The sequence below is a fragment of the Mycobacterium sp. NGS59 genome, from assembly GCF_059812345.1.
The window spans coordinates 249,210-274,498 of sequence record NZ_JCALCN010000002.1 but is presented as its reverse complement, the minus strand read 5'-3'; the positions used below and the strand labels follow the sequence as shown (position 1 = coordinate 274,498).

Sequence of the window (25,289 nt, the reverse complement as noted above, 5' to 3'; positions counted from 1 at the left end):
CCTCTTCGCTGCCGCATAACCTTTGCGGCAGCGGGCTTTTCAGCCCTGCGCCGGACTAGCGGAACAGCCGGGTCCGGGTACGGCGGCCCGTCATCGCCTCGTAGACGGCGATGAACACGACGGCCAACCCGACGCCGATGAAGAACGGGATCCAGGCGATCCCGCCGTTGGCGTTGGCGTAGCCGAAGTGGCCGGCCACGGCCGAACCGAGCAACCCGCCCGCAGCACCCAGCAGAACCGTCATCAGCAGACCGACATTCTGCCTGCCCGGCATGACCATACGCGCCACGAAACCAATGATGGCTCCGACGATGAGGGCCATGACAATCGTTCCGATCATTTCGACTCCTGTGCTTGAACGGCGCTCCCGACGAGCACCTCCTGGACTGCGGGTTCCCCGAAGTTGACGGCTTATAACACAGATGTGCACCCAATTGCCTTCGCGGCAAGCGTTGCGCCAGAAGGGTTTGAATGCCGGCACGCGGGGTAATCGCGAATCGTTCAACATACGTTTATCAGGAGTCAGCGCATGATCACCCCCGTCTGCCCCGCGTGCGGTTATCCGACGTTGAAACCCGCTCTGTGCGCCTTCTGCTGCCCGGGAGAAGTGTTCTCCGGGGATCGCGTTTTCGGGGCGTCATCGATGATGTCGACGATGTCTCGCGCACAGGGGTGGACGGCTGCCGGCGACTCGAATCTGGTTGGGCCGGTAGCCAGCTAGTCGGGGGTCGCCGCGCTACGGTTGCCTCATCAAACAGGATCGATGCTCGGCCGAATTGATGCGACGGCTGGTTCTGGGTCGGCGGGTCCATGACGGAGGCAGGTGAGCGACCGATGGCTCGCTATGCCAGCATCCTGTACCCGCCGGAGGCCGCGGCGAACGGAGTGGAAGCGGCACCCGATTGCCTCTCCGATCTGCACCTCGACGAGATCATCACCGCGATAACCGCCGCCGGACAAGCCGGCGAAGGCGTCGACCGCTTCTTCCGTCTCCCACTGCACGACCTGGCTGCCATCGAGCACCGCCATCAGGTATTCCGGGATCTCGAGCGAGACGAGATCCGCCAACCGATCTCGGCTTTCGTCGCCGGTATGCAAACCATGCGCGACCGCGATCAACAAGCCAAAGAGCTTCGTCACCCGCTGCAGCGGCAAGGCTGGCTTCTGTCTGCCGTCCAAACCTATTGCGACGCTCTGCTATTGCTGCAACAACAACTTGTCCGGGCCGGCCCGTCGTCGTGCGGACTGCGCGACTTCGTGCGCTACCTCACCGGATATGTCGACAGCCCGGCGTTCCGCACGTTGGTAGGAGACAGCGAGGCCGCCCGGGCGAGCCTGCACGACGTCCGATACACCGTGCACATTCAGGACCGGCGGGTGCATGTCGAGAAGTACTCGGCCCAAACCGATTACAGCGTAGGGGCCGTCGCGGTGTTCGAACGCTTCACCGCCGAGGAGACCACCGATTACCACGTTCCGCAACAGGACACAGCCGACATGAACCATGTCGAACGACAGATCCTGGAGTGCGTCGCAAAGCTCTACCCGAACGCCTTCGCCCAGCTCGACGCATTCTGTCGCCGCAACGAGCACTTCACCGAACCGACGATCATCCGGTTCGACCACGAAATCCGTTTCTATTCATACTATCTGACGTTTGTCCGGCGCATGACCGGCGCGGGACTGGTCTTCAGTTACCCCGACGTCACCGCCGAACCCGGGAACTTGTCAGCCGAGGGCGCCGTCGACCTCGCGCTGGCGATCAAGTCCGACAAACCGCCACAGATGCTGGTGGGAAATGATTTCCGCCTCGAGGGAGCGGAACGGATCCTGGTGATCACCGGTCCGAATCAAGGCGGCAAGACCACGTTCGCCCGAACCATCGGGCAATGTGTCTATCTCGCCTCGCTGGGTTGTCCCGTTCCGGCCGCACGCGCCAGGTTGACACTGCCCGACACGATCTACACTCACTTCGAACGGCAGGAGCACCTCTCGACCCTGCATGGCAAGCTCGAGGACGAACTCGTTCGGATCCATGACATCATGTCCCGGGCCAGCGCCAGCAGTCTCATCATCTTGAACGAGAGTTTCTCGTCGACCGCCCTGCGCGACGCCCTCCTCATCGCAACCAGAGTGGTCAACAGGATCATCGAAATTGGTTGCACTGCGGTCTATGTCAGCTTCCTTGACGAATTGGCCAGTCTGGATCCCGCGTGCGTCAGCATGGTCGGGGAGGTGGCGCCGCACGATCCAACCCAACGGACCTTCAGGTTCACCCGGCGACCCGCGGACGGCTTGGCGTATGCGGCCGCGCTGGCGAACAAGTACGGGCTCACCCACGAGGTGCTGCGGCAACGGATCGGCCGGTGAAAGTCCGCCTGCTGCATCCCGATTCGGATCTCGATCTGAAGCCTCGGTTGCCGTGGCGGCTGAGCGTCCTCGCCGAAGAAGACCTGGAACTCGGCCGGCTCTACGATGCCATGGCCGGCAGCGACCCTTATCTACTCGAAACCGCGCAGAAAGTGGTTCCGCTGACGGTGACCGAGCCGGAGGTGATCGTCTACCGTCAACGGGTGTTGGCCGACGTCCTTGCCAATCGCGCTGTGGTGCAACAAATGTATGACATCGCGTCCGAGGTCGACGGGATCCAATTGCGGCACAAGGTGTTCCTCGGGGGCCTGACCTCCGGGAATTCGGCATTGATCCTGCGCCGTTCCGTCCGGATCCTGGAACTCCTCATGACCACCCTGCGGCAATTGCGCAACGTGTCGGACCGATCGGCCGGACGGTTCCAGTCCACCGGTTTCCGGCAGTTGTTCGGGATGTTCGCCGAGCAGCTGTCCGCCGACTATCTGGCCGGGGTCGCGGAGTATCTCAGCGAGCTCAATCTGCCGCGCGGTGTCCTGCTCAGCGCCCAGCTCGGACTCGGCAACAGGGGCGACCGGCATGTGCTTCATCAACCGCCCCGGCGCAACCGGTGGGGCAAGCCGTTCGGCGCGCCCGGCGACGGCTACGGATTCGTCGTCGACAAGGACGACATGGCCGGGGAACAGGCTCTGGACAAACTCGCGGGTCAGGCAGTCGACGACGTCGCCAGTGCGGTCACCCAGGCGGCCGAGCATTTCCAGGTCTTCTTCGGGCGGCTGCGCATGGAGGTGGCGTTCTACCTCGGATGCCTGAACCTGCACGACGTCCTGGCCAAACGCCAAGTGCCGATGTGCTTTCCGGTGCCGACGCCGAACGGGACGGCGACGTTTCACAGTCGCGGCCTGCGCGACGTCGCGCTTTGCCTCGCGACCACCAAGACCGTCACCGGGAACGACGTGGACGCCGACGGCATGACACTGATCGTCATCACCGGCGCCAACGAAGGCGGTAAGTCGACATTCCTGCGCAGCGTGGGCGTCGCGCAGCTGATGATGCAAGCGGGGATGTTCGTCGCCGCAGACGAATTCAGCGCTGACGTTCGCGACGGCGTCTTCACCCACTTCAAGCGGGAAGAAGATGCCACCTTGCGGCGCGGGAAGCTGGAGGAAGAACTTGCCCGGATGAGCGCGATGGTCGAACACATCGGGTCGGCGTCGTTGCTGTTGTGCAACGAGTCCTTTGCCTCGACCAACGAGCTCGAGGGTTCGCAGATCGCGCGGGGCATTGTGCACGCGATGGTCGAGAGCGGAGTCCGGGTCTTTTTCGTGACTCACCTATACGACCTCGCGCACAGTCTGTTCGCGCGGCACCATCCCGGCGACCTGTTCCTGCGCGCGGAGCGACGTCCGGATGGCGTGCGGACGTTCCGGTTGTCTCCGGGGAAGCCGGAACCCACCAGCTACGGCGAGGATTCTTTTCGGCGGATCTTCGGCCTCCCGCCGCCAGAAGCCGCGACCAGCGGGCACTGATGACACGTTTTGCCTGCCGCGGTCTTGGGATACTCGTGAACCAATCGATCCGGCGCGGAGGTGATCCGAATGAGTGCCCGCAGCGGTGGCGATCTGCCCAATCCCCAAGAGCGTGCCGCGCGGGCCGGCCGGCGGATCGAGGAACTTCAGCAGAGGCGCCTCGACCTGGCTGCCGGAAAGCCGGCGTCGCCGGATTCGGTCGACCGGGCCCGGCGGCACGCGGCGGCCGCGATGGAACGCGCCAAAGACGCGCACCGGGCCGCAGCTGAAGGACATGAGGCCGCCGCGCGTGCACATGAGCGGGCCGCCAATACTCTGCAGCGGGCGGTCTGGCAGAGGCGGGACGATGCCCGCTCACTGCAGGATGAAGCCGACGAACACTGGCAGGCCGCCGAGAACAACCGCCTGGAAAGCCGCGAAGCGCGGTCGAAGGCCGAGGACCCGGGCCGATCGTCGTCTGCCGGGTAGTTCGTTGATACGCCGCCGGACAACCCGTCGGCGTGCGGTGCTTCCATCGATACCGCGAGCTATGGGCTCAGCTTCGACTTCAGCATGGATGCGCCGCAACAGATTCTGCTCTGCCGGGTGACCGCGGGGCGGGGTGGAACAGCGCCTCGCGGGTCGACAGCCCCGTGCAGATCGCCAGCGGACAGGCCACGTCGACCCTTTTCGTAACTTTCGCAACTTTGCTACGATTGGTTGAGTTCCGACAGTGAGATGAGATGAAGTGAGACCCATGAGCACCGCCTCCGCGGAGATCGTGAGCCCGGTTCCGGCCGATGCCGATGGGCTTGCCAATGTCCTCAGCTTCATGGAGGCGCATGAGGCCCGTCACAGGATCTCTCCTGCGCCTGCCTTCTTCCTGTCCGGCGCGGGCGAGCACGAACGTGTCGAACTGACCGAGCAGCTTTACGAAGTCCTCAAGCGTGTCGCCCACGCCCTCAGCCATGGCCAGTCAATCAGCATCCTGACTCGCGACCGAGAAATCTCCACCCAGCAGGCCGCCGAGATTCTCGGCCTGAGCCGCCCCACGGTGGTTCGCCTTATCGAGGACGGCGAATTGCACGCGCACGTACCCGGTGCAGTGCGTCGCAAGCTCCGGCTCGCTGATGTTCTTGCTTACCGCGAGGAGCTTCGCGCCCGACGCAACCGGTTCATCACAGAGAGCTCAGCGGAGTTCGCGGATCCCGACGCCGACGCCGACGAGATCGCCGAGTTGCTCGCGAAGGCGAAACGCAAGCGTTGACTGTCCGCGGCGCCTGAAAGACTCGCCCACGTGTATCGCGCCGTCCTCGACACCTGCGCACTTGTGCCGAGCCTTCAGCGTGACTTCCTGTTGCAGCTGGCCACCGAGGAGGTTTACGCGCCCGTCTGGGGGTCTGGGATCCTCTTCGAGCTGGACTATGTCCTCGCCGGTTTGCACAACAGGCGCGGGATCACTGATAGCGCCAGTCGCCGTCAGCACCTTTTCGACCAGCTGAAGAAGGCGTTTCCGGGTGCGGAGGTTCACGCACCCAAAGACCGCGACTACATCTACGGGCTCAATGATCCCGATGACGGCCACGTCGCCCACGCCGCGATCATCAGCAAAGCCAACGCCATCGTCACCGACGATCGCCGGTCCGGGTTCAGCACAGCACGCGTGCTCGTGGAGTCCGACATCGAGACAGTGCATCCACATCAGTTCGCCGCCCACACTGTGTCAGCGCACCCGCGTGCAGGAGTGCGTGCGCTGCGAGAGATGTCGGATCGCCGGACCAACCCGCCACGGACCCAGGAGCAGATCCTCGACTTGCTAGTGACACGGCACAACATGACCGAGGTCGCCGAGATCTTGCTGCCGCTGCTGGCAGAGGGCACCTGGCGACCCGGCTGACCGCCGTTTGTTGATCTGTGACCGCCGAGCCGATCTACGTGATCCGCCGTCATTGACCGCAGCGCCCGCGCTACGTCCAACGAACTCGAATGTCTCGATGCAGACCTCGAATTGTGGTGGCCAGGGGCGGGATCGAACCGCCGACCTTCCGCTTTTCAGGCGGACGGATTAGCCGCTGACCTGCGGTTTAACGGTTTTCATGCGTCAAATACGACGCGCTGAGCGCGTCTGACGCATGCCGTCTGTCCGGCGACCGGACAGAAACCGGACACGGTGACAGCACTCCCGACAGGGAACCCTTCACCGCCCATCACTCGATGATGCGCGCCTTGGGCTCCCGGGGAGTAGGTACCCGATGCCCAGCATCTCTGTGCCGACAGTGCGCTCTATCGGCGCTGCGGCGGAGCAATTACCTCTTGGACCGACCACAACCCGAACGGCCAGCCGGAACACGGCCGGAGCCGCGGACGCCGGTAGACCGCGAGCGCCCGAGGCCGCCAAGGCCGCAGGGCGCGAGAGCGACAGCGGTCGGTCGGACGGCGGTAGCGGTGGAGGCCGTGTTCCGGCTGGGACCAACGGGCTTGTTATATGTCCCAAAAGTGTCCGCGACACCATCGATCACGGAGCTGACGCGGATTTCTCGGTTGCAGATGTGCTGGGATTCCGTTTTCCGGGTCCCGACATGGTGGCCTCGGCGGCGACATTGTTTGAGCCCGCGCAGCCGTGGGCTTCTGGCCGGGATCGGCTTGGCCTGGAACCCGAATCCGGTCGGTTCCGAATCACTATCGGGCCTGGTGTCGTTCGGCTGGGCTGGACCCGGCCCGTTCGCGCCGAGAAGGCATCCGAGCGGTCGGTCGAACGGCACCGACTCGATGTGGCCAACGAAGAGGACCGCTTGAAGGCTGGCCGGGACGCGCCCGCTCCGCCTGTGCGCACGATCACCGAATGGTCCCGCAAATCACGAGCCGCGATGTGCCGTACGTTTGCCGAGCTCGATTACACGCCGCTGGTGGAAAGCGGGCGTGTGCCCGCGATGGTCACGCTGACCTATCCCGGCGACTGGGAATGCGTGGCGCCTGACGGGGCTAGCGTAAAGCGGCACATGGTTTTGTGGCGCAAGCGGTTTCAGCGGGAGTGGGGTGAACCGGCTCGCTACATCTGGAAGCTGGAATTTCAACGTCGCGGCGCACCGCATATTCACTTGTGGATGGCTCCGCCAAATGGCCTCGGTCGATCGGGCCGCAAATTCCGGGACTGGCTATCGCAGGAATGGGCCGACATCGTTGGCCATCCCGACGCCGAGCAACGATCGCGCCACCGGCTCGCTGGCACAGCTGTCGACATTCTGAAGGGATTGCGGGCCTTCGACCCTAAACGTCTCGCTGTTTATTTCACAAAACATTCCTCACCGAATATGTTGAGCGACAAGGAATATCAGCACATAGTTCCACAAGCGTGGCAAGAGCCGGGCCGGGGGCCAGGGCGCTACTGGGGAGTCCATGGGCTACAAAAGGCAATCGCAGTCGTAGAGATCTCCCAAGATGCCTACCTGATGGCCCGCAGGATCATCCGCCGCTGGTCACGCTCACAGATCGTCTACGGCAACGGCAACTTAACTCTTTCCTCCACGGCCGCGGCAAGAACCGCCCCACGCTCGGTTCGACGCCTGAGAATCACTACGGGAAACCTACGTCGCCGAACCGTCCGGCGACGACGTCTTCTGTGCGACCAAGGAGGACTAACCGGTGGGTACGCCCTCTTGAACAGCGGACCAGCATTCGCACTACAGCTTGCGGCGGCGTTGTACGGGCGGTCGCGAGCGCTACCTCGTTAGCGCTCGATGCGATAACGAGGTAGCGAACTTGTCAAGCTTTCAGCTTGTGGTCCTTCCTTCTCTGCGGTTCGGCGGCCGGCCACTCGGAAGTGGGCACACTCGCGCCTGCAATCAACCTCACCGATACGTTTGGCGCGTCGCTAGGCGATACCGGGTTCAGTTCCCAATCACCGGCACCCGAGTCGTTCTGGTCGCTTAACTCGGGCTTGGGCGGCGGGCGGCACGCTTGCGGGCATTGGGCTGCGCTGGCGGCTTATCAGCAGTGCGACGGTGGGCGGCAAGAAAGTCATCTACGATGCGTTCACAGTCCTGACGCTCGATTGCACGCAATCCGGTGAGGCGTGCGAACGCCACAGGACCTACGAGTTGGCACATCACGAGATCTACGTCGAAGTTGTCGAGTTCCGCTCGGGCGTTGGAGCTTTGGAGTAAAAGATCAAAGGGATGGCGATAGTGATCGACGATTCGCGTTCGTAACGCGTGCCGGTCAGAGGTGCCGCCGTCGGATGTCGGCCCCAGTGCGACCCAGGCCAGTGTGGTGACATGCAGCGGGGCTTCCTGGAACAGGGTGGCCTGTCGACTAAGCAGTTCAATGAGTTGATCACGTAGGGCTCCCGTGGCTGGTGCCGGCGTGACCTGTGGCAGCAATCTTTCGAATGTGGCGGCGAGTAGCTGCGTAGAGCTGCTGAAATGCCGATAGAGCGTGGTTCGCGCGACTTTGGAGGCTTTCGTGACCGCGTCTACGGTCACTGCTTCAATGCCCCCTGCGGTGAGCAGTTTCGTCGCGGCGTCTAGAAGTCGGGTCCGCGACCGCAGCAGGCGCGGGTCAGCCTCGTCGTCGGCCCGGAGTTCAACAACATCACGCTCCACGTAGGTCACCGTAACCCCACCGGCACCGCAGAGACGGCGAATCACCTTTGATCCCGCCAACAGTCCCTGTAGTATCGCTACGATACTGTTAGTATCGTAGCGATACCGTAAGTTTTGTTATCGGTTCGAGATCGACCTAAGGGGGACGAATGACAAGGCACTATCGGCCAGCAGAAAGTGGTGATGAGCGATGAATCTCCTGCACCCTTTGACTGGGAATCGAACATGGATCCGCGCTGTGGAGCGGTTCAATTCCGCCTTGCGCCACACGCTGGTGCGTAGGGACCAAACACACAGCACCAAGGGAGACCTCGTCGAACCGCGCCATTACCCGCGCCGGTCGTACTCGTTCTTAGATGACGACCTGATGAACCGGGAGATGTACAACCACGTCCACGAAGAACCGATAAGGCTGAGCTCGCGTATAGCGTTTCGCCTTCGTCGTTCGTGAGTTGTCGAAGCTGCTCATTCGTCAACTAGGGCTTCTTCCTGTACAGCCACGAGGTGTGGCGCATCTAGCTTATTTCGTTCGCAACATGCCGGCGCCGGCCTTCGCTGAGTGGATGGAGGCCAAATCCCGTTTCTGGCGCGTTTGACGTGAACCACGAACGGGTACGACCCGACGCAAACGGTACTCATAGTTTCGCTGAGATACCGTTGGTTTTGTTAGTAAATGGGGGGGACAGGGGATGGTAGACACCGGGTGGCTCACTTCGGGCGTGGCCACACTGAGCCGTCCCGTCCGACGGCAACTCCGCAAAGTTGCCGCAGGCGACGGCGCTTACAGCGAACGGCTGGCCCGGCTGGCGGAATTCAGCATCCGGCATAAGGCACTTGTCATCGGGGCCTGGGTGATGATGGCAGCAACCTTGGCTCTGTTGTTCCCACAGTTGGAGACCGTCGTTCGGCAACAGTCGGTGACCCTAATACCGCGGGATGCTCCGTCGCTGCAAACAGTGGAGCGCATGAGCGCAGCATTTGGTGAGCGCGGGTCGAAGACGAGCATATTTATCGCGATGGAAAATCCGGCGGGGCTGACTCCGCCAGTGCGCCAACGCTACAACTCGATGGTTTCGCGGTTGCGGGCCGACACTACCCATGTGCGCCTAGTCCAAGATCTATTAGCCGACCCGTTAACCTCCGCACAAGCCATCAGCGCGGATGGCAAGGCTTGGTACCTGCCGGTCGGGGTGGCGGGAACACTGGGCGATCCCAAAGCCGCGGAATCCGTGAAGGCGGTACGGGCCATCGCCGGCCAGGCATTCAACGACTCCCCCACTACCGTTCGTGTGACCGGACCACCGGCTACCTTCAGCGACCAAATCGATTCTGCTGAAAAGGATCTCGTATTCATCTCTGTGGTTACCGCTGGCCTGATCGCCTTAATCTTGCTGGTCATCTATCGATCCATATTTACCGCAGTGCTGCCGCTGCTGGTCATCGGGATCAGCCTGGCGGTCGGGCGCGGAGTGTTGTCGGCTCTCGGCGAATCAGGCATGCCGGTTTCGCAATTCACCATCGCCTTCATGACTGTGATCTTGCTAGGTGCGGGCACCGACTACTCGGTCTTCTTAATCAGTCGGTATCACGAGAAGCGCCGACAGGACATCTCACCGGATCGCGCGGTCGTTGACGCAACCGCCACCATCGGACGAGTGATTCTGGCGTCAGCCGCAACCGTGGCCTTTGCGTTCTTAGCCATGTTCTTCTCAAAGCTGAGCGTGTTCGGTGCACTCGGGCCAGCCTGCGCGATCGCAGTTTTCATCGGAGTGGCGGCCACAGTGACGTTGTTTCCCCCAGTGCTGGCTATGGCCGCTACACACGGCATCGGAGAACCTAAAGCCGACCGCACGCGTCGGTACTGGAACTGGATCGCCGTCGCCGTCGTTCGGCGACCCGCTCCTCTACTGATTGCCAGCTTGGCGTTAGTCGTAGGTCTAGCGGCCATCGCACTCACCATGCGCATCAGCTACGACGACCGCCAAGGACAGCCCGCCACGACCGCCAGCAACGAAGGCTATCAACTTCTGGACAGACACTTTCCTAAGGACACTGTCATCTCCCAATTCATGGTTGTTGAGTCGCCCACCGATCTGCGCACCAGCCGGGCACTGGCCGACTTGGATGAGATGGCTTCACGGGTATCGCAACTACCGGGCGTTACCAAGGTTTCCGGCGTCACCCGCCCCACCGGCGCGCGCATGGACCAGGCTCAGCTGTCATGGCAGAACGGCCAGATTGGCAACAAGATGGCTGGTGCGGTCGCCGACGGAGACGCTCATAGAGACGACCTGACCAAACTCACCGACGGTGCCGACCAGCTCGCCGGGGCGCTGGCAGAACTTGATACCACCGTACGCACAGCGTTGACGCCTCTGACGAGCCTCCTGACGCAAACCCAAGCCAGCGGCTCTCACGTACAGCGGTTGCGCCCGATGCTTCAACAACTTTCGGCTACCGCGCCAGCCGTGGATCAGGCCATCCGGGCGGGGCCCGGGCTACGACAACAAGCTGAGCAGGCCCAAAGCGCGATTACCACCATCGACCCTCTCGTTGGTGCACTCAACAACTCACCGTGGTGCGCGACTACGCCGGAATGCTCCCAGATCCGCGACCAGGTACAGATTCTGAGTTCCCTGCGCGATAACGGCTTCTTCAGTCAGCTCGCCACTCTCGGCGACTACTACCGTCCTGGCGCCGATACAGCGACCGGAACCTTGGCCGATCTGCAAAGCACCCTTAATGCGCTCGATAGAGCGTTCGGAGCACTAGGTGAGCCCGCCGACATAGCTGGCAATATCCGTCGTCTCCAAAGTGGCATCAGCCAACTCACGTCCGGCGCACAGGCACTAGCTACGGGCGTGCACACCCTTGCCGACAGCAACATCGAGATGCTGTCCGGCATGAGTCGAATCGCGACACAACTGCAAAATTCGGCGCGTGCTAGCGCTGGCTCAGATAACGCCAGTGGCTTCTATCTCCCACCTAACGCCTTTGAAGACCGCCAATTCGCGGGCATGGCAAGACATTTTCTTTCTGCTGATGGGAAAACCGCGCGCTTTGCCATCGAATCCCGCTTTGACCCCTATAGCAGCAAAGCGATGGACCTTGCCCATCAAATCACTGAAACAGCAAACGGCGCGCGACCAAACACTTCCCTAGCTGGCGCCACAATATCGATGGCGGGATTCCCCGCGGTCAACTCCGATATCCAACGCTTACTCTCGGCCGACTTTCACCTTCTGGCCATCGCCACCCTCGTTATCGTCGGTCTGATCTTGGTCGTTCTACTGCGGGCACTGGTCGCGCCGCTCTATTTGCTAGGAACCGTGATTCTCAATTACGGCGCCGCCTTGGGCATCGGAACCCTCGTCTTCCAATACGGCCTTGGCAAGGAGATCGCTTGGCCCGTACCACTTCTGGCGTTCATCATCCTGGTCGCCGTTGGCGCTGACTACAACATGCTGCTGATCTCGCGACTGCGCGAGGAATCCGCCAATAACATCCGAGTTGGCGTCCTGCGAACGGTCGCTAACACCGGTTCAGTGATCACCTCAGCTGGACTCATCTTCGCCGCCAGCATGTTCGGCCTCATGGTCGGATCGGTAGGCATCATGATCCAGACCGGTTTCATAATCGGCTGCGGTTTGCTCCTTGACACCTTCGTCGTTCGCACCCTCACTGTTCCCGCGATTGCTACGCTCATCCGCGACGCGAGCTGGTGGCCACAACGAACGGACTCGCGTTCTTTCCGCGGGGCCCATTGAAAATGATGTCGGGGTCTGAGGAGCAGCACATTCGTGGCGATGACGGCGTTACGCTGGTGGCAGATTATTATCGCCATCCCACTCCTAGTCCGGTCGTATTGCTGCTACATGGCGGCGGCCAGAACCGTCACGCGTGGACTGCCACAGCACGGCGGCTCCATCGCCACAGCTATACCGTCGTCGCCTACGATGCGCGCGGACACGGTGACAGCGACTGGGATCCGAGCGGACAGTACGACGTCGCACGATTGGTCGCCGATCTCATCGCAGTTCGAGGACATTTCACCGCCGAGAGTCGTCCCGCCGTCGTTGGCGCATCATTGGGCGGCATGGTCATTCTCGCTAGCCACCTGACACATTCGCCCAACCTCTGGACTGCTGTCGCACTCGTCGATGTCACCCCGCGACTTGAATTTCAGGGGGCTCACCGAGTTGTGTCCTTCATGTCCGCCCACCCAGCCGGATTTGACACCCTCGACGATGCTGCCGACGTGATCGCCGAATACAACCCGCACCGCCCGCGGTCCGGGAACCTCGAAGGCTTGCGCAAAGTTCTTCGTCAGCAAGCCGACGGCCGATGGACGTGGCGCTGGGACCCGGCGTTTATTAATTCCAATTTCAATGTCACGCAGGGAGAGCTCACGACGAGCTCCGAGCAGTTCGACGTCATTAGCGATTTGCTGTCTCAAGGAGCACGCCGAATCACTGCCCCCACGCTGCTGATTCGCGGCGCACTTTCAGATGTCGTGTCCGAGGACACAGTTCAAGAATTCTTAGAACTCGTACCTCATGCCGAAACAACGGATGTCAGCGGAACCGGGCACATGGTTGCCGGCGACGACAACGACGCCTTTACCGCCGCGCTGATCAACTTTCTCGACCGCACCCTGGGGGCTCCAACGTGAAGCGCCTGCCCTCTTAGTAGCCCAACTTGTCCGCTCGACGGCTAGAGGCCTGCGGTAATCCGACAATTCGCGCTAACCGCTTGGCATCAATACGCCCGCCAGGAGAACAGCCTGAAGAATCTCGCACCGATACGGCCGGTTTCGCTACGCTACTTCACGTACCATAGTGGTGAGCGCACTCGAAAAGCGATGCGGCGGGGGTGGTTGCATGCGATCGGTTACTAGTAGCCCATTGCAGACCAGGCGCCGCGCGCACCTTCTCTCACAGATCGAGGGCAACGCATATAAATTGTTCGCCGAACACGGCTTTTCTGCTGTGACGACCGAGGACATCGCCGTCGCGACAGGCATCTCGATTAGCACGTACTTTCGCCACGTGCCCGCCAAAGAAGATTTGCTCATCGCCCCGGTCCGGCAAACTATCGTTGAAATCGTTGAGTCGTATGAGGCAGGGCCAGACGGTGAATCGGCAGCAGAAACCTTGATCCGCCAGACTGTTGCAAGCGCTCGGCAGCGAACACAACATAGCGGCCTGACGCAATGGCGACAGGGCATCTTGACGGCTCCCCACCTATTAACGAAAGCGGTGCTGATTAGCGAAGACGTCGAACGGCGATTCACCGAAATGGTCGCCGCTCGTATGGGTGTTGACGCTCGTAGCGATATGCGCCCCAGTTTGCTGATCGCGACGAGTCTGGCGACTTCCAAGTTCGTCCTGATGAACTGGCTGAACACCGACCACTGGACGGCTATATCCCCACTGCACCTTCGGTTGGAACAAGCCTTGAGGATCACGCTGGCCGGCTTCGACTGAGACTCTGATGCTTCCAAGGCGCAGTCTGTCATCGATCAGTGGGCCGCAGTCGAGCCCGAGGGGAAGCAGTAGCTACCGTCAGATCAATACGATCCATCTATACGCCTTCGATCGACAGATCGCCGTGCCTAGCTAAAGGCCGAATCCGCTTGGAGCCGAGAATCTTCGAATCACACCAGACGCGAGGGCATCTTCGCGATCGAGGCCTTCCCAGCTAGCGGCGACCAACCCCAACAGCCGTTTCGTGCAGTCTTACACCGTACGTGCTGTGCGCGTACTGCTTTCGACGCTGAGAGCGCGCAGTCGACGTTTGTGACACTGCGAAGGCTGCTTCACCGATCTTCCCGGATACGAGTCGCCGCGCGGTGCGCAGATTTCTTCAAATTGATCCTGCTCGACCGTCGCGTAACTCCGGAACGCCATGTGAGAATCGGCATGGCTAAGAGCAGCAGACTTTCAAGAAAGGGTAGTGAATGGCAGTGCCCAAGTGGCTCAGTGTTTCTCACGCACAGGTGTTTCCGCACCGGGCGTTCGTCGTGTCCGACGTGACGGCGGTGATCGACTATGAGCGGTCGACAAAGGACAACAAAGTCCAGGCGGCCGACCGTGAGTCAGGATATCCGTTATGGCAGGTCGAAGTCCTCGACGGCGATCCGGCAGCGAGCAAACGGACTCGTACCCTCACCGTCAAGTTTGCAACGCCGACACCGCCTGAATGCCCGCCAAATGCCAACGGTATGCCTTTTGCCCCAGTAATTCTCGATGAATTGTGCATATTGCCCTATGTTGACCGTTCGAGTGAAGGCGGTCGCATTGCTTGGTCATTCCGAGCGTCGGGCATGACTGCTGACACAGGCAAGGCAACTTCGTCGGCGTCGGGCCGCGCATCGGCATGAGCCAGTTTGACGACCCCTATCCTGCAATACCCGATGACCCGTATTCGGTACCAGATGCTGATGTGGGTATTGACCTCGACTACCTTGCACACCTGTTAAAGCTCTGCACCGCATGGCTCTTCGGGACGATCGTCGCATTAGGTATCGGGCTCTTCATCTGGCGATTGCGATCCCCTGTCACATACGACCGCTACTTTGGCGTGCATGCACGACAGGCACGCTGGATGGTTTGGAGCTTGACCGCCTGGCCGCGAATCGCCAGGGACTGCGGTTTGTCAACTTCAAGGAGCGTCACTCGAAAAGACATCCAGGGCAAGCCAACCACGAAGACCGTCTGGACTCACCCCGAGATCCTCGGACTACGGATGGCCGATCACTGTCTACGCATGACTATCCGCACGCGGTCAGGCCAGACCGTCGACGACCTCGAAAGGGCGGTCCCCGCAATCCGCGATGCCGTCGGGGCACATTCCGGTCGGTCGACGGTCGTCGCACCTGGCACAGTGCGCATGGAGTTCGTTATGAACGAACAACTTTCGGCGATTGCGACAGCCAAAAGGCCAATCGGAACCGACGCAACTTCCGTCGACATCGGCCGACGCGAGAACGGATCGACCTGGCGTCTTCCCATAGCTGGGCTGCACACCCTGACGGTCGGGTGCTCCGGCGCGGGCAAGGGCTCTATCTTCTGGGGCATCGCCGGTGGACTGGGCCCTGCCGTCAAATCCGGCAGTGCCCTACTGTGCGCAATAGATCTCAAGTACGGGATCGAGGTGTCTGTCGGGTCTTCCCTCTTCGCCAGAGTCGCCACCACAGAATCTCAAGCCGCCAAACTCCTGGCCAAATTGGAAGAGATACTCGACATGCGTGGGCGAGCGATGGCCGGCCACACACGCTCTCACACACCAACCCGCACTGATCCGCTCGTCGTCCTGCTCATCGATGAACTGGCCGGTTTGACCGCTTACATCACGGACGCCGCGCTCAAGAAACAAGTCGCGGCTTCGCTTTCGCGCATCCTGACAAAGGGGCGTGCCGTCGGAGTCGTAGTCGCCGCATTCATGCAAGACCCGCGCAAGGAAATCCTGCCCATGCGCGGACTGTTCACCCAGACCGTCGCCTTAAGGCTTCGGTCACGCGACGAGGTCACGATGGTCCTCGGCGATGGGATGGCCGACCGCGCGCCAGCGCACCGCATCAGCCCCAACGAGCCGGGCACCGGATACGTCGTCACCGAAGACGGTTCAACGACGCGGGTTCGCGCCGACTACTGGCCGGACTCACTGATCCGTTCCGTCGCAAACGAATACAGCAACAAACGTCCAAGCAGCACCACTCCGGCTAAGAACTAAGGATCTTGACATGAGAACTTCCAATACCGCCGATACCGGGGCAGCAGCGTTTCCAACGCTTCTGACTGCAGAGCAGGTGGCCGACCTGTTCGGCGTATCCGCCGCGACGGTGAGCCGATGGGGCGCATTGCGCGATCAGGGAGTAGAAGTGGGGCCACCCTGCTACCCGCTGTCGGACCGCGTAAGACGTTGGGATGCAGCGGAAGTCCGTGCGTGGCTCAGCCAGGTGCGCCGCTGAATGGCCGGCTCGGTACCGCGCGGTATTCGAAAGCGGATCAATTCAGCGGGCCAGGCGCGCTATCAAGTGCGCTACTTGGTGCGTGATCCAGACTCTCCCTCGGGATGGGTTGAAACGTCATCGACATTCGCCACCATGCGAGAAGCGCGGGCCTTTAAAGCCGAGCGCGATGGCGAGGCGGCGATCGGCGCCAGACGTTTCGACCCAAGACTCGGCCGCGCAAGCCTTTCGGCTATCTGGAAGCAATTCACCGCATCGAAACACCCGGCCGTATCACCCAAGACGTGGAGCGGCTACACCCAACATTGGGAACTCCGCATCGGTCCGCGCTTCGGCCATGTCCCGGTCGACGAGATCACCCGCGAAGATGTCCAGCAGTTCATCGGCAGCCTCGCCGTTGGGCCGTGGGCCAAAGTCGCGACGCTGCGCCTGCTGCGGTCAATTCTCGACATGGCTCGCGAAGACGGCCGAATTCACACCAACCCGGCCCAGGGAGTGTCTTCCGGGCGGATGCCGGTGCGAGAACGCCACCGCTATCTCACGGCCGGCGAAGTCGTCGCCCTGGCAGCGGCATGCGGCGACCAGGGCGACATCGTCACGATCTTGGCCTTCACCGGACTTCGCTGGTCCGAACTGGTCGGCCTCCGCGTCGGCGACATCAACCTCGAGACGGGTCGGCTTGAAGTTCGCCAGGCCGCACCGGAAGTAGAAGGCCGAATAATTGTCGGACCGCCAAAGACACGCGCTGCGGTTCGAACCGTCCCACTCCCCCAGGTCGTCATCGACGCCCTCAAGCCACGAATTGCCGGCCGCGGGCCCCGGGAACAAGCGATTACCTCACCCAACGGCGGCTACCTCAGATCCAACAACTGGCGCAGACACACCCACTGGAACGAAGCCCTCAACAAAACCGAACTAGCGCCCCTGACGATTCACGACCTACGCCACACCTACGCCAGCCTGGCCCGGGCATCAGGCGCCGATCTTCGCTACGTACAGAAAACGATGGGGCATTCGACACCGACCGTCACCGCGAATATCTACAGCGACCTCTACTCAGACGAACTCGATCACGTAGCCGCGAATCTCGACCGGCTCTGCAGCACCGTCGCCAACCAGGTGAACGGACAGGAACCGGACAAGACAATCAATCCAAAGAGTGCTGTCACCGCATACAAGCAGGTCAGAGATGGTGGCCAGGGGCGGGATCGAACCGCCGACCTTCCGCTTTTCAGGCGGACGCTCGTACCGACTGAGCTACCTGGCCGGAAGCCGGCAGGCAGTGTGTGCCTCGCCGTGCTGGCGACCCTGACGGGACTCGAACCCGCGACCTCCGCCGTGACAGGGCGGCGCGCTAACCAACTGCGCCACAGGGCCTTGCTGTGCTGCTACTTGCTCCACACTGATGCGTCGCAAGTACCCCCTACGGGATTCGAACCCGCGCTACCGCCTTGAAAGGGCGGCGTCCTAGGCCGCTAGACGAAGGGGGCCAGAACCGAATCTCTCCGGGGCACTCGCAACGAATTCAACGTTGGGAGCCAAGTCAGCTTAGGGCACCCCGGGCCTAATCCTCAAACGAGGCCGTCCCGGATCCTCAAACGACCGGTCGACGGCTACGCAGTATCCTGTGTGTCCACGCCCCTATAGCTCAGTCGGTAGAGCTACGGACTTTTAATCCGCAGGTCCCAGGTTCGAGCCCTGGTGGGGGCACCGGTCATCACATCGTCTGACGGCCCTCTCGGCATCGGTTGGGCGCCAACGCCGCACGGCTGCCCCGGAAATCGAACGCTCCGTTTTCATTCGCACCCGCTTGGTTATGCTCGCGGCTATGCTTCCGGACGTGAATCCCGCTGAGGTCCAACCCAACGCCCCCGTAGCCCTGGTGACTTTGGAAATCCGTCACCCCGCAACCGAAGCCCTCACCGAGTCGACAGCCCGAGAACTCAAGCAACGACTCATCGCCGACCTGCCGATCGAACGTGCGGCCCAGGACGTCCAGTGGGGCATGACCGCTCCGGGGCAGCCACCGCAACCCGTCCAAGATCGCTTCGTCCGCTACTCCAACCGCGAGAACACCACCGCCGCATCGCTGAAGAACCAGGCGATCGTCGTCGAGACGACCGCGTACACCAACTTCGACACCTTCCTGGACATCGCGATGCGCGTGGTTGACGCGCGCTCCTCGGTCACCAACCTGGTGGGCATCGAGCGCATCGGCCTGCGCTACGTGTTGGAGATCCGGGTCCCCGCGGGCGTCGACGGCCGCATCGAATGGACGAACTGGATCGACGAGAGCCTGCTCGGCCCGCAGCGTCTGGCCCCCGGCGGCCTGACCCTGACCGAGTGGCAGGGCGCGGCCGTCTACCGCGAGGCACAACCGGGCAAGTCGCTGATCGTCCGGTACGGACCGGGAGTGGGCCAAGCGCTCGACGCCCAGTACCACCTGCGCAGGGTCACCCCCGCCGGGACGGGCCAGTTCTTCCTGATGGACATCGACAGCTTCTGGACACCGCCCACCGGCACGATTCCGGAGTACAACCGGGAAGCGCTGGTCTCGACCTACCGGGATCTGTACGCACCGGCGCAGACGGTTTTCCAGGACATGCTGACCACGCGCCTCAAGGACGAGCTGCTCCGCAACAGCCAGTAGTCCGGCTACCCCTCGCGCACCGCGCTGCTGTAGGTCACGTCGGCGAATGCTTCCGCGAGTTCGTCGTCAGGGTAGGCAAAGCCGTTGGCTGCGTGCAGTTCCTTGGTGGTGTGCGACGACGTCTGCCAGCCCTCCCCGGACAAGTGGTCCAGGATGTGGCTGCGCTCGGAGTGGTAGACGAGGTCGTTGAAGTCGACCTCGAAGCCGAGTTCAGCCATCCGGTCGTGATGCTCGCGCCAGCGCGGATCCTGAAAGATCCGGGTGTCGGGAACGAACTCGAAGGCCAACCGGCTGCCGGGGGCGCTCAACGCGGTGATGTTGTCGAACAGCGCATCCTGGGCGTCGTCGGGCAGGTAGACCAGCAGCCCTTCCGCGCTCCACGCCGACGCCGCCTCGGTGTCGAACCCCGCGGCGCGCAACGCGGACGCCCAGTCGTCGCGCAGGTCCACCGAGACGGTCCGGCGCTCGGCGGTCGGCTCGGCGCCCAGTTCGCCCAGGGTTTCGGTCTTGAACTCGATCACCTCGGGCATGTCGACTTCGTAGACGACGGTGCCCGCCGGCCACGGAAGTCGGTAGGCACGCGCGTCCAGACCGGACGCCAGGATGACGACCTGGCCGATACCGCCGCAGGTGGCGTCCAGGAAGAACTGGTCATAGAACCTGGTACGGCAGGCCATGCCTTTGGCCATCCGCTCGGGATCGAACTCGGACTCTTCGGTGACCGGGATCTCCCCGTTCACCAGCCGGACATAGACGTCGATGCCTACCGCGCGCACCAGCGGCGCGGCATACGGATCCTCGATGTAGCCATGTTCAGACGAAAGGGCCCGTTGCGCGGCCACCATGGTGGCTGTCGCGCCAACGCTCGTAGCAAGGTCCCATCGATCCCGATCGGTACGCACCATCCAACTCCCAACAGCAAAAAATATAGACAATCTAGTTAATATCACAGCTTCGGCTGTGTCTTCTCGGACTACCCTGCGATCTGTGACCGACTTCGCCCAACGCACCATCGACCTCGCTCGCCGCAACGTCGCCGAAGGCGGCCGCCCGTTCGCGACGGTGATCGTCAAGGACGGCGAAGTGCTGGCCGAGAGCGCCAACCAAGTCGCTCAGACCAACGACCCGACCGCGCACGCCGAGATACTGGCTATCCGCGACGCGTGCACGAAACTTGGCACCGAGCATCTCGTCGGCACCACCATCTACGTGCTGGCCCACCCGTGCCCGATGTGCCTGGGCTCGCTGTATTACTGCTCCCCCGACGAGGTGGTGTTCCTGACCTCGCGCGACGAGTACGAACCGCACTACGTCGACGACCGTAGATACTTCGAGCTCGCCACCTTCTACGACGAGTTCGCCAAGGACTGGCGGGACCGTCGGTTGCCCATGCGCTACGAGGCCCGCCCGGATGCCGTCGACGTCTACCGGTTCTGGCAGGAACGCAACGGCGGCCAACGCACCGCGACCGTCGTACCGGGCGGCTGACCGTCGGGCATTGACACCGTGCCCTCCCGTGGAACTATTATCTGCGTATGCATGCAGATAATAGACCTCTGCGGCTTCCCGACGACCAAGCCGCGCTGGTGGTCGAGATCTTCCGGATGCTCGCCGACACCACCCGGGTACAGGTGCTGTGGTCGCTGACGAATCACGAAAGGTCGGTGAACGAGCTCGCCGAGCACGTGGGCAAGCCCGCGCCGTCGGTGTCGCAGCACCTGGCCAAGCTGCGCATGGCGCGACTGGTCCGCACCCGTCGCGAGGGCACCACGATCTTCTACAGCCTGGAGAACGACCACGTGCGTCAGCTCGTCATCGACGCGGTCTACAACGCCGAACACGCCGGACCCGGAGTTCCGCGCCATCACCGCGGCGAGGGCGGTCTGCACGCCGTGGGGGACGGGGTTCACCCGCCGACTGTGAATCCTGCGACGCGACACGCGGATTCAGCGTCGAGAGATTCACACTCGGCGCGTAAGTAAGGAGCAAGAAATGTCAGAACACAGCCATGACCAGCCGCACACGCACGAACACCAGCACGGCGACGTCACGCATACCCACGAGCACACCGCTCACGACCACGAGCATGTCACCCACGAGCACCCGCACTCACACGACGACGGCACCGAGCACACCCATGAGCACGTGCACCAGTCCGGACTGGACGACGTGCACAGTCACGCGCACTGAGGGATCAGACGTTCGGGCAGTAGTGCTTCGGGTCGCCCCGCTCGTCCAGCGGGGGAAGGTTGCGTGCCGCCGTCTGCGGCAGCGGCGCATCCGCGGCGATGCGGCCGGAGGCGCGGTCGAGGCCGGCCCGGGCCCGCGGGTGCTTGCGGTACCGGGGCGGCACGCACGAGAAGACCAGCCAGACCAGGTTGCCGAAGCGCCGGTGCAGCCATTCGTCGCGCCGTGACCAGGTGAAGCCGAGCCGCTCCCGGACCGCCGGGTGGTAGAAGCCGACCGTCAGCCAGACGAACAGAGGCCGGGACAGCCTGGTCAGGCCGCCCCACAACCATTTAGGCAGCCAGGGCGCGATCGGCAGCTTGTCGTACAAGGTCAGGTCCAGCACGGCCCGCGTCGCGTAGTTGTCCTCTAATACCTCGCGGCACATGTGATCCCAGTAGTCCTGGAATTCCTCCCAGGACTGCGGCACCGGCCGCATGCTCATGCCGTACATCCGATACCACTGGACGTGTTCGTCGAACAGTTGCCGCTTCTGCGCTTCGGTCAGCCCGCCGCCGAACCGTTCGGCCACCAGGATGGTGCCCATGAAGAACGTGCTGTGCGCCCAGTAGAAGACGTCGGGGTTCAGGGCGTGGTAGCGACGGCCCTGCTCATCGACGCCCTTGATGTCGGTGTGGTAGTCGCGCACCTCAGCCCCCGTCTGAGGGGCCCGGTCACCGTCGAACACCACCCCGCCGATCGGGTACAGCGACCGCATCACCCGCGGCAGGGGCTCCCGGAAGAAGGTCGAGTGATCCTGGACGGCAGCGCCCAACTGCGGGTGCATGTTCTGCATGGAGCCCGCGAACGGACCTTGCAGGATGCCGCGCCAGTCGCCGAAGTACTTCCACGTCAGAGACTGCGGGCCGAGCGGCACCGGGGGCGCTTCGTAACCCGGCGACGACACCGGGCACCCGGCGGCCACGCCGTCGGATGGCGCGGGCGGGGCCACTTCGCTGGGCTCGGAATTGCCGCTGGTCTCCGGGCAGGCAGCGGACGTATCTTGGGTCACTGGTGAAATCCTCGGTTGTCAGCAATTCTGACCACACACGTTGTCAGAATCGATCTTAGGAGCGAAGTGCAGGGCAGTCAACGGCGGGGCCGCTGGTCGGGCGTCCCCCTGGAAGACCGCCACGCCCTGCGCCGAGACCGATTCGTCGCCGCCGGCGTCGAGTTGCTGGGCGGGGAGCATGGCCCGGCGCTCACGGTGCGCGCCGCCTGTCGTCACGCCGACCTCACCGAACGCTACTTCTACGAGAGTTTCACCGATCGCGAACAGTTCGTCCGGGCGGTTTACGACGACGTCTGCACCCGCGCCATGGACGCGCTGACGTCGGCGAAGACACCGCGGGAAGCCGTCGAGCGCTTTGTCACCCTGATGGTCGACGATCCGGTGCGCGGACGGGTGCTGTTGCTGGCACCCGCGGTCGAACCGACGCTGACCCAGTCCGGTGCGGCATGGATGCCCACCTTCATCGATCTGCTGCAACGCAAGCTGTCCCGCATCGCCGACCCGGTCGTCCAGAAACTGGTCGCCACCAGCCTGATCGGTGCCCTCACCGGCCTGTTCACGGCGTACCTGACCGGGCAGCTGGGCGCCAGTCGCGAACAGTTCATCGACTACTGCGTCGACATGCTGCTCAGCACGGCGGCCAGCTACGCGACGCTCGCCTGAACCCGCTGAATGTGACCTCGCCGTGATGCGCCACACCGTCGGCGAAACTTGATGCTACTGATAGGCACAGATATATTGACTGCAACCCGACGACACAGATAACTGGAGGCGTCATGTCAGCGGAGCTGACCAACCTGCAGCTTTTGCAAGAACTCGAACCGGTGGTCGAGACGTACATCAACCGGCACGAGAAGATGCACAAAAACTGGAACCCGCACGACTACATCCCGTGGTCGGACGGCAAGAACTTCTACGCCCTCGGCGGCCAGGAATGGCATCCCGAGGAAAGCAAGCTCTCCGACCTCGCCCAGGTGGCGATGGTGCAGAACCTGATGACCGAGGACAATCTGCCGTCCTACCACCGCGAGATCGCGATGAACTTCGGCCTGGACGGGGCCTGGGGTCACTGGGTCAACCGCTGGACCGCGGAGGAGAATCGGCACGGGATCGCGCTGCGCGACTACCTCGTGGTGACCCGCGCGGTAGATCCCGTCGAGCTGGAGAGGCTCCGCATGGAGGTGGTCAACCGGGGGTTCAGCCCGGGCCAGAACCACCAGGTGCGGGAGGATCTGTTCGCCGAGAGCCTGTTCGACTCGGTCATCTACGTGACCTTCCAGGAGCTGGCGACGCGGATCTCGCACCGCAACACCGGCAAGGCGTGCAACGAGACCGTCGCTGATCAGCTGCTGGCCAAGATCTCGGCCGACGAGAACCTGCACATGATCTTCTACCGCGACGTCAGCGAGGCCGGCTTCGCCGCCGCGCCCAACCAGGCGATGAAGTCGCTGCACAAGGTGCTGCGCAACTTCCAGATGCCCGGTTTCCAGGTGCCGGAGTTCCGCCGCAAGGCGGTGTTCATCGCCGTCGGCGGCGTCTACGACCCGCGCATCCACCTCGACGAGGTCGTCATGCCGGTACTCAAGAAGTGGCGCATCTTCGAGCGCGACGACTTCACCGGCGAAGCTGCCGCCATGCGGGACGACCTGGCGCTGCTGATCAAGGAACTCGAGCAGTCCTGCGACAAGTTCGAGGTGTCCAAGCAGCGCCAACTCGATCGGGAGGCCCGTACCGGTAAGCGGACCACGGCCTTCGAGCTGCACCAGACCACCGGCACGCTGACCATGAGCGGGCGGTAGCCGGCCGGTGCGCATCGGACCCATCGAGCTGGCCAGCCCGGTGGTGCTGGCCCCGATGGCCGGCGTGACGAACACCGCCTTTCGCATGCTGTGTCGCGAGCAGGAGCTGTCCAAGGTCGGCACGGTCAGCGGCCTCTACGTGTGCGAGATGGTGACGGCGCGGGCGCTCGTCGAGCGCCACCCGGTCACCATGCACATGACCACGTTCGCGCCGGACGAATCCCCACGCTCGCTGCAGCTCTACACCGTCGACCCGGACACCACCTACGCCGCGGCCAGGATGATCGCCGACGAGGGACTGGCCGACCACATCGACATGAACTTCGGCTGTCCAGTGCCCAAGGTGACCCGGCGCGGCGGCGGGGCGGCCCTGCCGTTCAAGCGGCGGCTGTTCGGCCAGATCGTGGCCGCCGCCGTGCGTGCCACCGAGGGCACCGACATCCCGGTGACGGTCAAGTTCCGCATCGGCATCGACGACGAGCATCACACCCATCTGGACGCCGGCCGGATCGCCGAAGCCGAAGGCGCGGCCGCCGTCGCCCTGCATGCGCGTACTGCCGCGCAACGTTATTCGGGTACCGCCGACTGGGACCAGATCGCCCGGTTGAAGGAGCAGGTACGGACCATCCCGGTGCTGGGAAACGGCGACATCTACGACGCCAGCGATGCGCTGGCCATGATGGCCGCCACCGGGTGCGACGGCGTGGTCATCGGCCGCGGCTGCCTCGGCCGGCCCTGGCTGTTCGCCGAACTGTCGGCCGCGTTCACCGGCAGCCCGGCACCGGTCCCGCCGAACCTCGGCGAGGTGGCCGACATCGTCCGCCGCCACGGCGCCCTGCTGGCCGCGCACTTCGGCGAGGACAAAGGCATGCGCGACATCCGCAAGCACATCGGCTGGTACCTGCACGGCTTCCCGGCCGGCTCCGATCTGCGTCGGGCGCTGGCGCTGGTCAAGACGTTGGACGAACTCGACGACCTGCTGGGACGGCTGGACGGCGCCGCGCCGTTTCCGGCGGCCGGCAACGGTCCGCGCGGCCGGCAAGGCTCACCGGCACGGGTGTCGCTCCCCGAGGGCTGGCTGGACGACCCCGAGGACTGCCGGGTGCCCGAGGGCGCCGACGTCATGCACTCGGGCGGCTGAGGGCGGCTGATGG

General features: G+C 63.0%; 23 protein-coding genes, 5 tRNA genes and 1 pseudogene. 21 read left to right on the top strand and 8 right to left on the bottom strand.

Features of this window, described 5'->3' with window-relative positions; translation table 11 throughout:
• Nucleotides 1-55: 55 nt before the first annotated feature.
• A complete protein-coding gene (locus AC5Y46_RS03835; protein ID WP_499943492.1) occupies nt 56-340 on the bottom strand; it encodes a GlsB/YeaQ/YmgE family stress response membrane protein in 285 nt (94 codons plus the stop codon).
• Nucleotides 341-834: 494 nt separating this feature from the next.
• Here AC5Y46_RS03835 and AC5Y46_RS03830 point away from each other — a divergent pair, with 494 nt between their 5' ends.
• From AC5Y46_RS03830 to AC5Y46_RS03810, 5 genes are all read left to right on the top strand, one after another.
• Nucleotides 835-2,370 carry a MutS-related protein gene (locus AC5Y46_RS03830; RefSeq protein ID WP_499990145.1) on the top strand — a complete coding sequence of 512 codons (1,536 nt, stop codon included), beginning with the start codon at nt 835-837 and terminating at the stop codon, nt 2,368-2,370.
• Nucleotides 2,367-3,896, top strand: a complete 1,530-nt coding sequence (locus tag AC5Y46_RS03825) for a MutS-related protein (RefSeq protein WP_499990142.1) — start codon at nt 2,367-2,369, stop codon at nt 3,894-3,896. The genes AC5Y46_RS03830 and AC5Y46_RS03825 overlap by 4 nt, the downstream gene beginning before the upstream one ends.
• A 69-nt stretch (nt 3,897-3,965) precedes the next feature.
• Complete coding sequence (locus AC5Y46_RS03820; RefSeq protein ID WP_499990139.1) at nt 3,966-4,364, top strand: hypothetical protein; 399 nt, start codon at nt 3,966-3,968, stop codon at nt 4,362-4,364.
• A 268-nt stretch (nt 4,365-4,632) separates the two neighbouring features.
• The gene (locus AC5Y46_RS03815) at nt 4,633-5,142 is read left to right on the top strand and encodes a helix-turn-helix domain-containing protein (RefSeq protein WP_499990137.1); all 510 of its coding nucleotides are present in this window, start codon (nt 4,633-4,635) and stop codon (nt 5,140-5,142) included.
• Nucleotides 5,143-5,172: 30 nt separating this feature from the next.
• Entirely contained in the window at nt 5,173-5,772 is a 600-nt protein-coding gene (locus tag AC5Y46_RS03810) for a PIN domain-containing protein (protein WP_499990135.1), read from the top strand.
• 114 nt (nt 5,773-5,886) lie between these two features.
• Here the strand turns inward: AC5Y46_RS03810 and AC5Y46_RS03805 are convergent.
• A tRNA-Phe gene (locus tag AC5Y46_RS03805) sits at nt 5,887-5,954 on the bottom strand.
• Nucleotides 5,955-6,646: 692 nt separating this feature from the next.
• On the opposite strand from AC5Y46_RS03805, the gene AC5Y46_RS03800 reads away from it, so the two are divergent.
• On the top strand, nt 6,647-7,606 hold the full coding sequence (locus AC5Y46_RS03800; RefSeq protein WP_499990132.1) for a rolling circle replication-associated protein: 960 nt from the start codon (nt 6,647-6,649) through the stop codon (nt 7,604-7,606).
• A 195-nt stretch (nt 7,607-7,801) separates the two neighbouring features.
• On the opposite strand, the gene AC5Y46_RS03795 is transcribed toward AC5Y46_RS03800, so the two are convergent.
• Nucleotides 7,802-8,476 (bottom strand): TetR/AcrR family transcriptional regulator, encoded by a 675-nt coding sequence (locus AC5Y46_RS03795; protein ID WP_065160073.1) that lies wholly within the window; start codon nt 8,474-8,476, stop codon nt 7,802-7,804.
• A 689-nt stretch (nt 8,477-9,165) separates the two neighbouring features.
• Here AC5Y46_RS03795 and AC5Y46_RS03790 point away from each other — a divergent pair.
• The 7 genes and pseudogenes from AC5Y46_RS03790 to AC5Y46_RS03760 form a co-directional block, all read left to right on the top strand.
• On the top strand, nt 9,166-12,243 hold the full coding sequence (locus AC5Y46_RS03790) for an MMPL/RND family transporter (protein WP_065160038.1): 3,078 nt from the start codon (nt 9,166-9,168) through the stop codon (nt 12,241-12,243).
• 5 nt (nt 12,244-12,248) lie between these two features.
• Nucleotides 12,249-13,148 (top strand): alpha/beta fold hydrolase, encoded by a 900-nt coding sequence (locus AC5Y46_RS03785; protein ID WP_499990265.1) that lies wholly within the window; start codon nt 12,249-12,251, stop codon nt 13,146-13,148.
• A 208-nt stretch (nt 13,149-13,356) separates the two neighbouring features.
• Nucleotides 13,357-13,962 carry a TetR/AcrR family transcriptional regulator gene (locus AC5Y46_RS03780; RefSeq protein WP_065151109.1) on the top strand — a complete coding sequence of 202 codons (606 nt, stop codon included), beginning with the start codon at nt 13,357-13,359 and terminating at the stop codon, nt 13,960-13,962.
• Nucleotides 13,963-14,435: 473 nt separating this feature from the next.
• Entirely contained in the window at nt 14,436-14,858 is a 423-nt protein-coding gene (locus AC5Y46_RS03775) for a plasmid replication, integration and excision activator (protein WP_081287866.1), read from the top strand.
• Entirely contained in the window at nt 14,855-16,210 is a 1,356-nt protein-coding gene (locus tag AC5Y46_RS03770; protein WP_065160039.1) for a cell division protein FtsK, read from the top strand. Before AC5Y46_RS03775 ends, AC5Y46_RS03770 begins: the two co-directional genes overlap by 4 nt.
• Nucleotides 16,211-16,220: 10 nt before the next feature.
• Nucleotides 16,221-16,448, top strand: a complete 228-nt coding sequence (locus AC5Y46_RS03765; protein ID WP_081287867.1) for a helix-turn-helix transcriptional regulator — start codon at nt 16,221-16,223, stop codon at nt 16,446-16,448.
• Nucleotides 16,449-17,444, top strand: a pseudogene (locus AC5Y46_RS03760) (site-specific integrase); the annotation flags it as partial.
• A 194-nt stretch (nt 17,445-17,638) separates the two neighbouring features.
• On the opposite strand, the gene AC5Y46_RS03755 reads toward AC5Y46_RS03760, so the two are convergent.
• The 3 genes from AC5Y46_RS03755 to AC5Y46_RS03745 form a co-directional block, all read right to left on the bottom strand.
• Nucleotides 17,639-17,715: transfer RNA gene (locus AC5Y46_RS03755), tRNA-Phe, on the bottom strand.
• 33 nt (nt 17,716-17,748) lie between these two features.
• Nucleotides 17,749-17,825: transfer RNA gene (locus AC5Y46_RS03750), tRNA-Asp, on the bottom strand.
• A 40-nt stretch (nt 17,826-17,865) separates the two neighbouring features.
• A tRNA-Glu gene (locus AC5Y46_RS03745) sits at nt 17,866-17,938 on the bottom strand.
• A gap of 147 nt (nt 17,939-18,085) precedes the next feature.
• Between AC5Y46_RS03745 and AC5Y46_RS03740 the strand changes: the two genes are divergently transcribed.
• Nucleotides 18,086-18,158 (top strand) — tRNA-Lys (locus AC5Y46_RS03740).
• A gap of 118 nt (nt 18,159-18,276) precedes the next feature.
• Complete coding sequence (locus tag AC5Y46_RS03735) at nt 18,277-19,098, top strand: TIGR04255 family protein (protein ID WP_499943521.1); 822 nt, start codon at nt 18,277-18,279, stop codon at nt 19,096-19,098.
• 5 nt (nt 19,099-19,103) lie between these two features.
• Here the strand turns inward: AC5Y46_RS03735 and AC5Y46_RS03730 are convergent, their stop codons facing one another.
• Nucleotides 19,104-20,003, bottom strand: coding sequence for a class I SAM-dependent methyltransferase (locus AC5Y46_RS03730; protein ID WP_499990131.1), 900 nt, complete (start codon nt 20,001-20,003; stop codon nt 19,104-19,106).
• Nucleotides 20,004-20,085: 82 nt separating this feature from the next.
• On the opposite strand from AC5Y46_RS03730, the gene AC5Y46_RS03725 reads away from it, so the two are divergent.
• The 3 genes from AC5Y46_RS03725 to AC5Y46_RS03715 are packed head-to-tail and all read left to right on the top strand — an operon-like array spanning nt 20,086 to nt 21,288.
• Nucleotides 20,086-20,586 (top strand): nucleoside deaminase, encoded by a 501-nt coding sequence (locus tag AC5Y46_RS03725; RefSeq protein WP_499990129.1) that lies wholly within the window; start codon nt 20,086-20,088, stop codon nt 20,584-20,586.
• Between the two features lie 47 nt (nt 20,587-20,633).
• Nucleotides 20,634-21,080 (top strand): ArsR/SmtB family transcription factor, encoded by a 447-nt coding sequence (locus AC5Y46_RS03720; RefSeq protein ID WP_499990128.1) that lies wholly within the window; start codon nt 20,634-20,636, stop codon nt 21,078-21,080.
• 10 nt (nt 21,081-21,090) lie between these two features.
• Entirely contained in the window at nt 21,091-21,288 is a 198-nt protein-coding gene (locus AC5Y46_RS03715) for a zinc transporter Slc39a7 (protein WP_499943525.1), read from the top strand.
• A gap of 4 nt (nt 21,289-21,292) precedes the next feature.
• Here the strand turns inward: AC5Y46_RS03715 and AC5Y46_RS03710 are convergent, their stop codons facing one another.
• Nucleotides 21,293-22,336, bottom strand: coding sequence for an oxygenase MpaB family protein (locus AC5Y46_RS03710; RefSeq protein WP_499943526.1), 1,044 nt, complete (start codon nt 22,334-22,336; stop codon nt 21,293-21,295).
• Between the two features lie 66 nt (nt 22,337-22,402).
• Here AC5Y46_RS03710 and AC5Y46_RS03705 point away from each other — a divergent pair, with 66 nt between their 5' ends.
• The 3 genes from AC5Y46_RS03705 (at nt 22,403) to dusB (ending at nt 25,276) form a co-directional block, all read left to right on the top strand.
• Entirely contained in the window at nt 22,403-22,999 is a 597-nt protein-coding gene (locus tag AC5Y46_RS03705; RefSeq protein WP_499943527.1) for a TetR/AcrR family transcriptional regulator, read from the top strand.
• A gap of 113 nt (nt 23,000-23,112) precedes the next feature.
• Nucleotides 23,113-24,135 carry an acyl-ACP desaturase gene (locus tag AC5Y46_RS03700; protein WP_499990127.1) on the top strand — a complete coding sequence of 341 codons (1,023 nt, stop codon included), beginning with the start codon at nt 23,113-23,115 and terminating at the stop codon, nt 24,133-24,135.
• A 7-nt stretch (nt 24,136-24,142) separates the two neighbouring features.
• A complete protein-coding gene (gene dusB, locus AC5Y46_RS03695) occupies nt 24,143-25,276 on the top strand; it encodes a tRNA dihydrouridine synthase DusB (protein ID WP_499990126.1) in 1,134 nt (377 codons plus the stop codon).
• The last annotated feature ends 13 nt before the right edge of the window (nt 25,277-25,289 follow it).

Bases quoted from the DNA above. Each gene is read 5' to 3' on its own strand.
- AC5Y46_RS03835 (WP_499943492.1), bottom strand. From the start codon at position 340: ATGATCGGAACGATTGTCATGGCCCTCATCGTCGGAGCCATCATTGGT.
- AC5Y46_RS03830 (WP_499990145.1), top strand. From the start codon at position 835: ATGGCTCGCTATGCCAGCATCCTGTACCCGCCGGAGGCCGCGGCGAAC.
- AC5Y46_RS03820 (WP_499990139.1), top strand. From the start codon at position 3,966: ATGAGTGCCCGCAGCGGTGGCGATCTGCCCAATCCCCAAGAGCGTGCC.
- AC5Y46_RS03815 (WP_499990137.1), top strand. From the start codon at position 4,633: ATGAGCACCGCCTCCGCGGAGATCGTGAGCCCGGTTCCGGCCGATGCC.
- AC5Y46_RS03790 (WP_065160038.1), top strand. From the start codon at position 9,166: ATGGTAGACACCGGGTGGCTCACTTCGGGCGTGGCCACACTGAGCCGT.
- AC5Y46_RS03785 (WP_499990265.1), top strand. From the start codon at position 12,249: ATGTCGGGGTCTGAGGAGCAGCACATTCGTGGCGATGACGGCGTTACG.
- AC5Y46_RS03780 (WP_065151109.1), top strand. From the start codon at position 13,357: ATGCGATCGGTTACTAGTAGCCCATTGCAGACCAGGCGCCGCGCGCAC.
- AC5Y46_RS03775 (WP_081287866.1), top strand. From the start codon at position 14,436: ATGGCAGTGCCCAAGTGGCTCAGTGTTTCTCACGCACAGGTGTTTCCG.
- AC5Y46_RS03770 (WP_065160039.1), top strand. From the start codon at position 14,855: ATGAGCCAGTTTGACGACCCCTATCCTGCAATACCCGATGACCCGTAT.
- AC5Y46_RS03765 (WP_081287867.1), top strand. From the start codon at position 16,221: ATGAGAACTTCCAATACCGCCGATACCGGGGCAGCAGCGTTTCCAACG.
- AC5Y46_RS03735 (WP_499943521.1), top strand. From the start codon at position 18,277: ATGCTTCCGGACGTGAATCCCGCTGAGGTCCAACCCAACGCCCCCGTA.
- AC5Y46_RS03730 (WP_499990131.1), bottom strand. From the start codon at position 20,003: ATGGTGCGTACCGATCGGGATCGATGGGACCTTGCTACGAGCGTTGGC.
- AC5Y46_RS03720 (WP_499990128.1), top strand. From the start codon at position 20,634: ATGCATGCAGATAATAGACCTCTGCGGCTTCCCGACGACCAAGCCGCG.
- AC5Y46_RS03715 (WP_499943525.1), top strand. From the start codon at position 21,091: ATGTCAGAACACAGCCATGACCAGCCGCACACGCACGAACACCAGCAC.
- AC5Y46_RS03700 (WP_499990127.1), top strand. From the start codon at position 23,113: ATGTCAGCGGAGCTGACCAACCTGCAGCTTTTGCAAGAACTCGAACCG.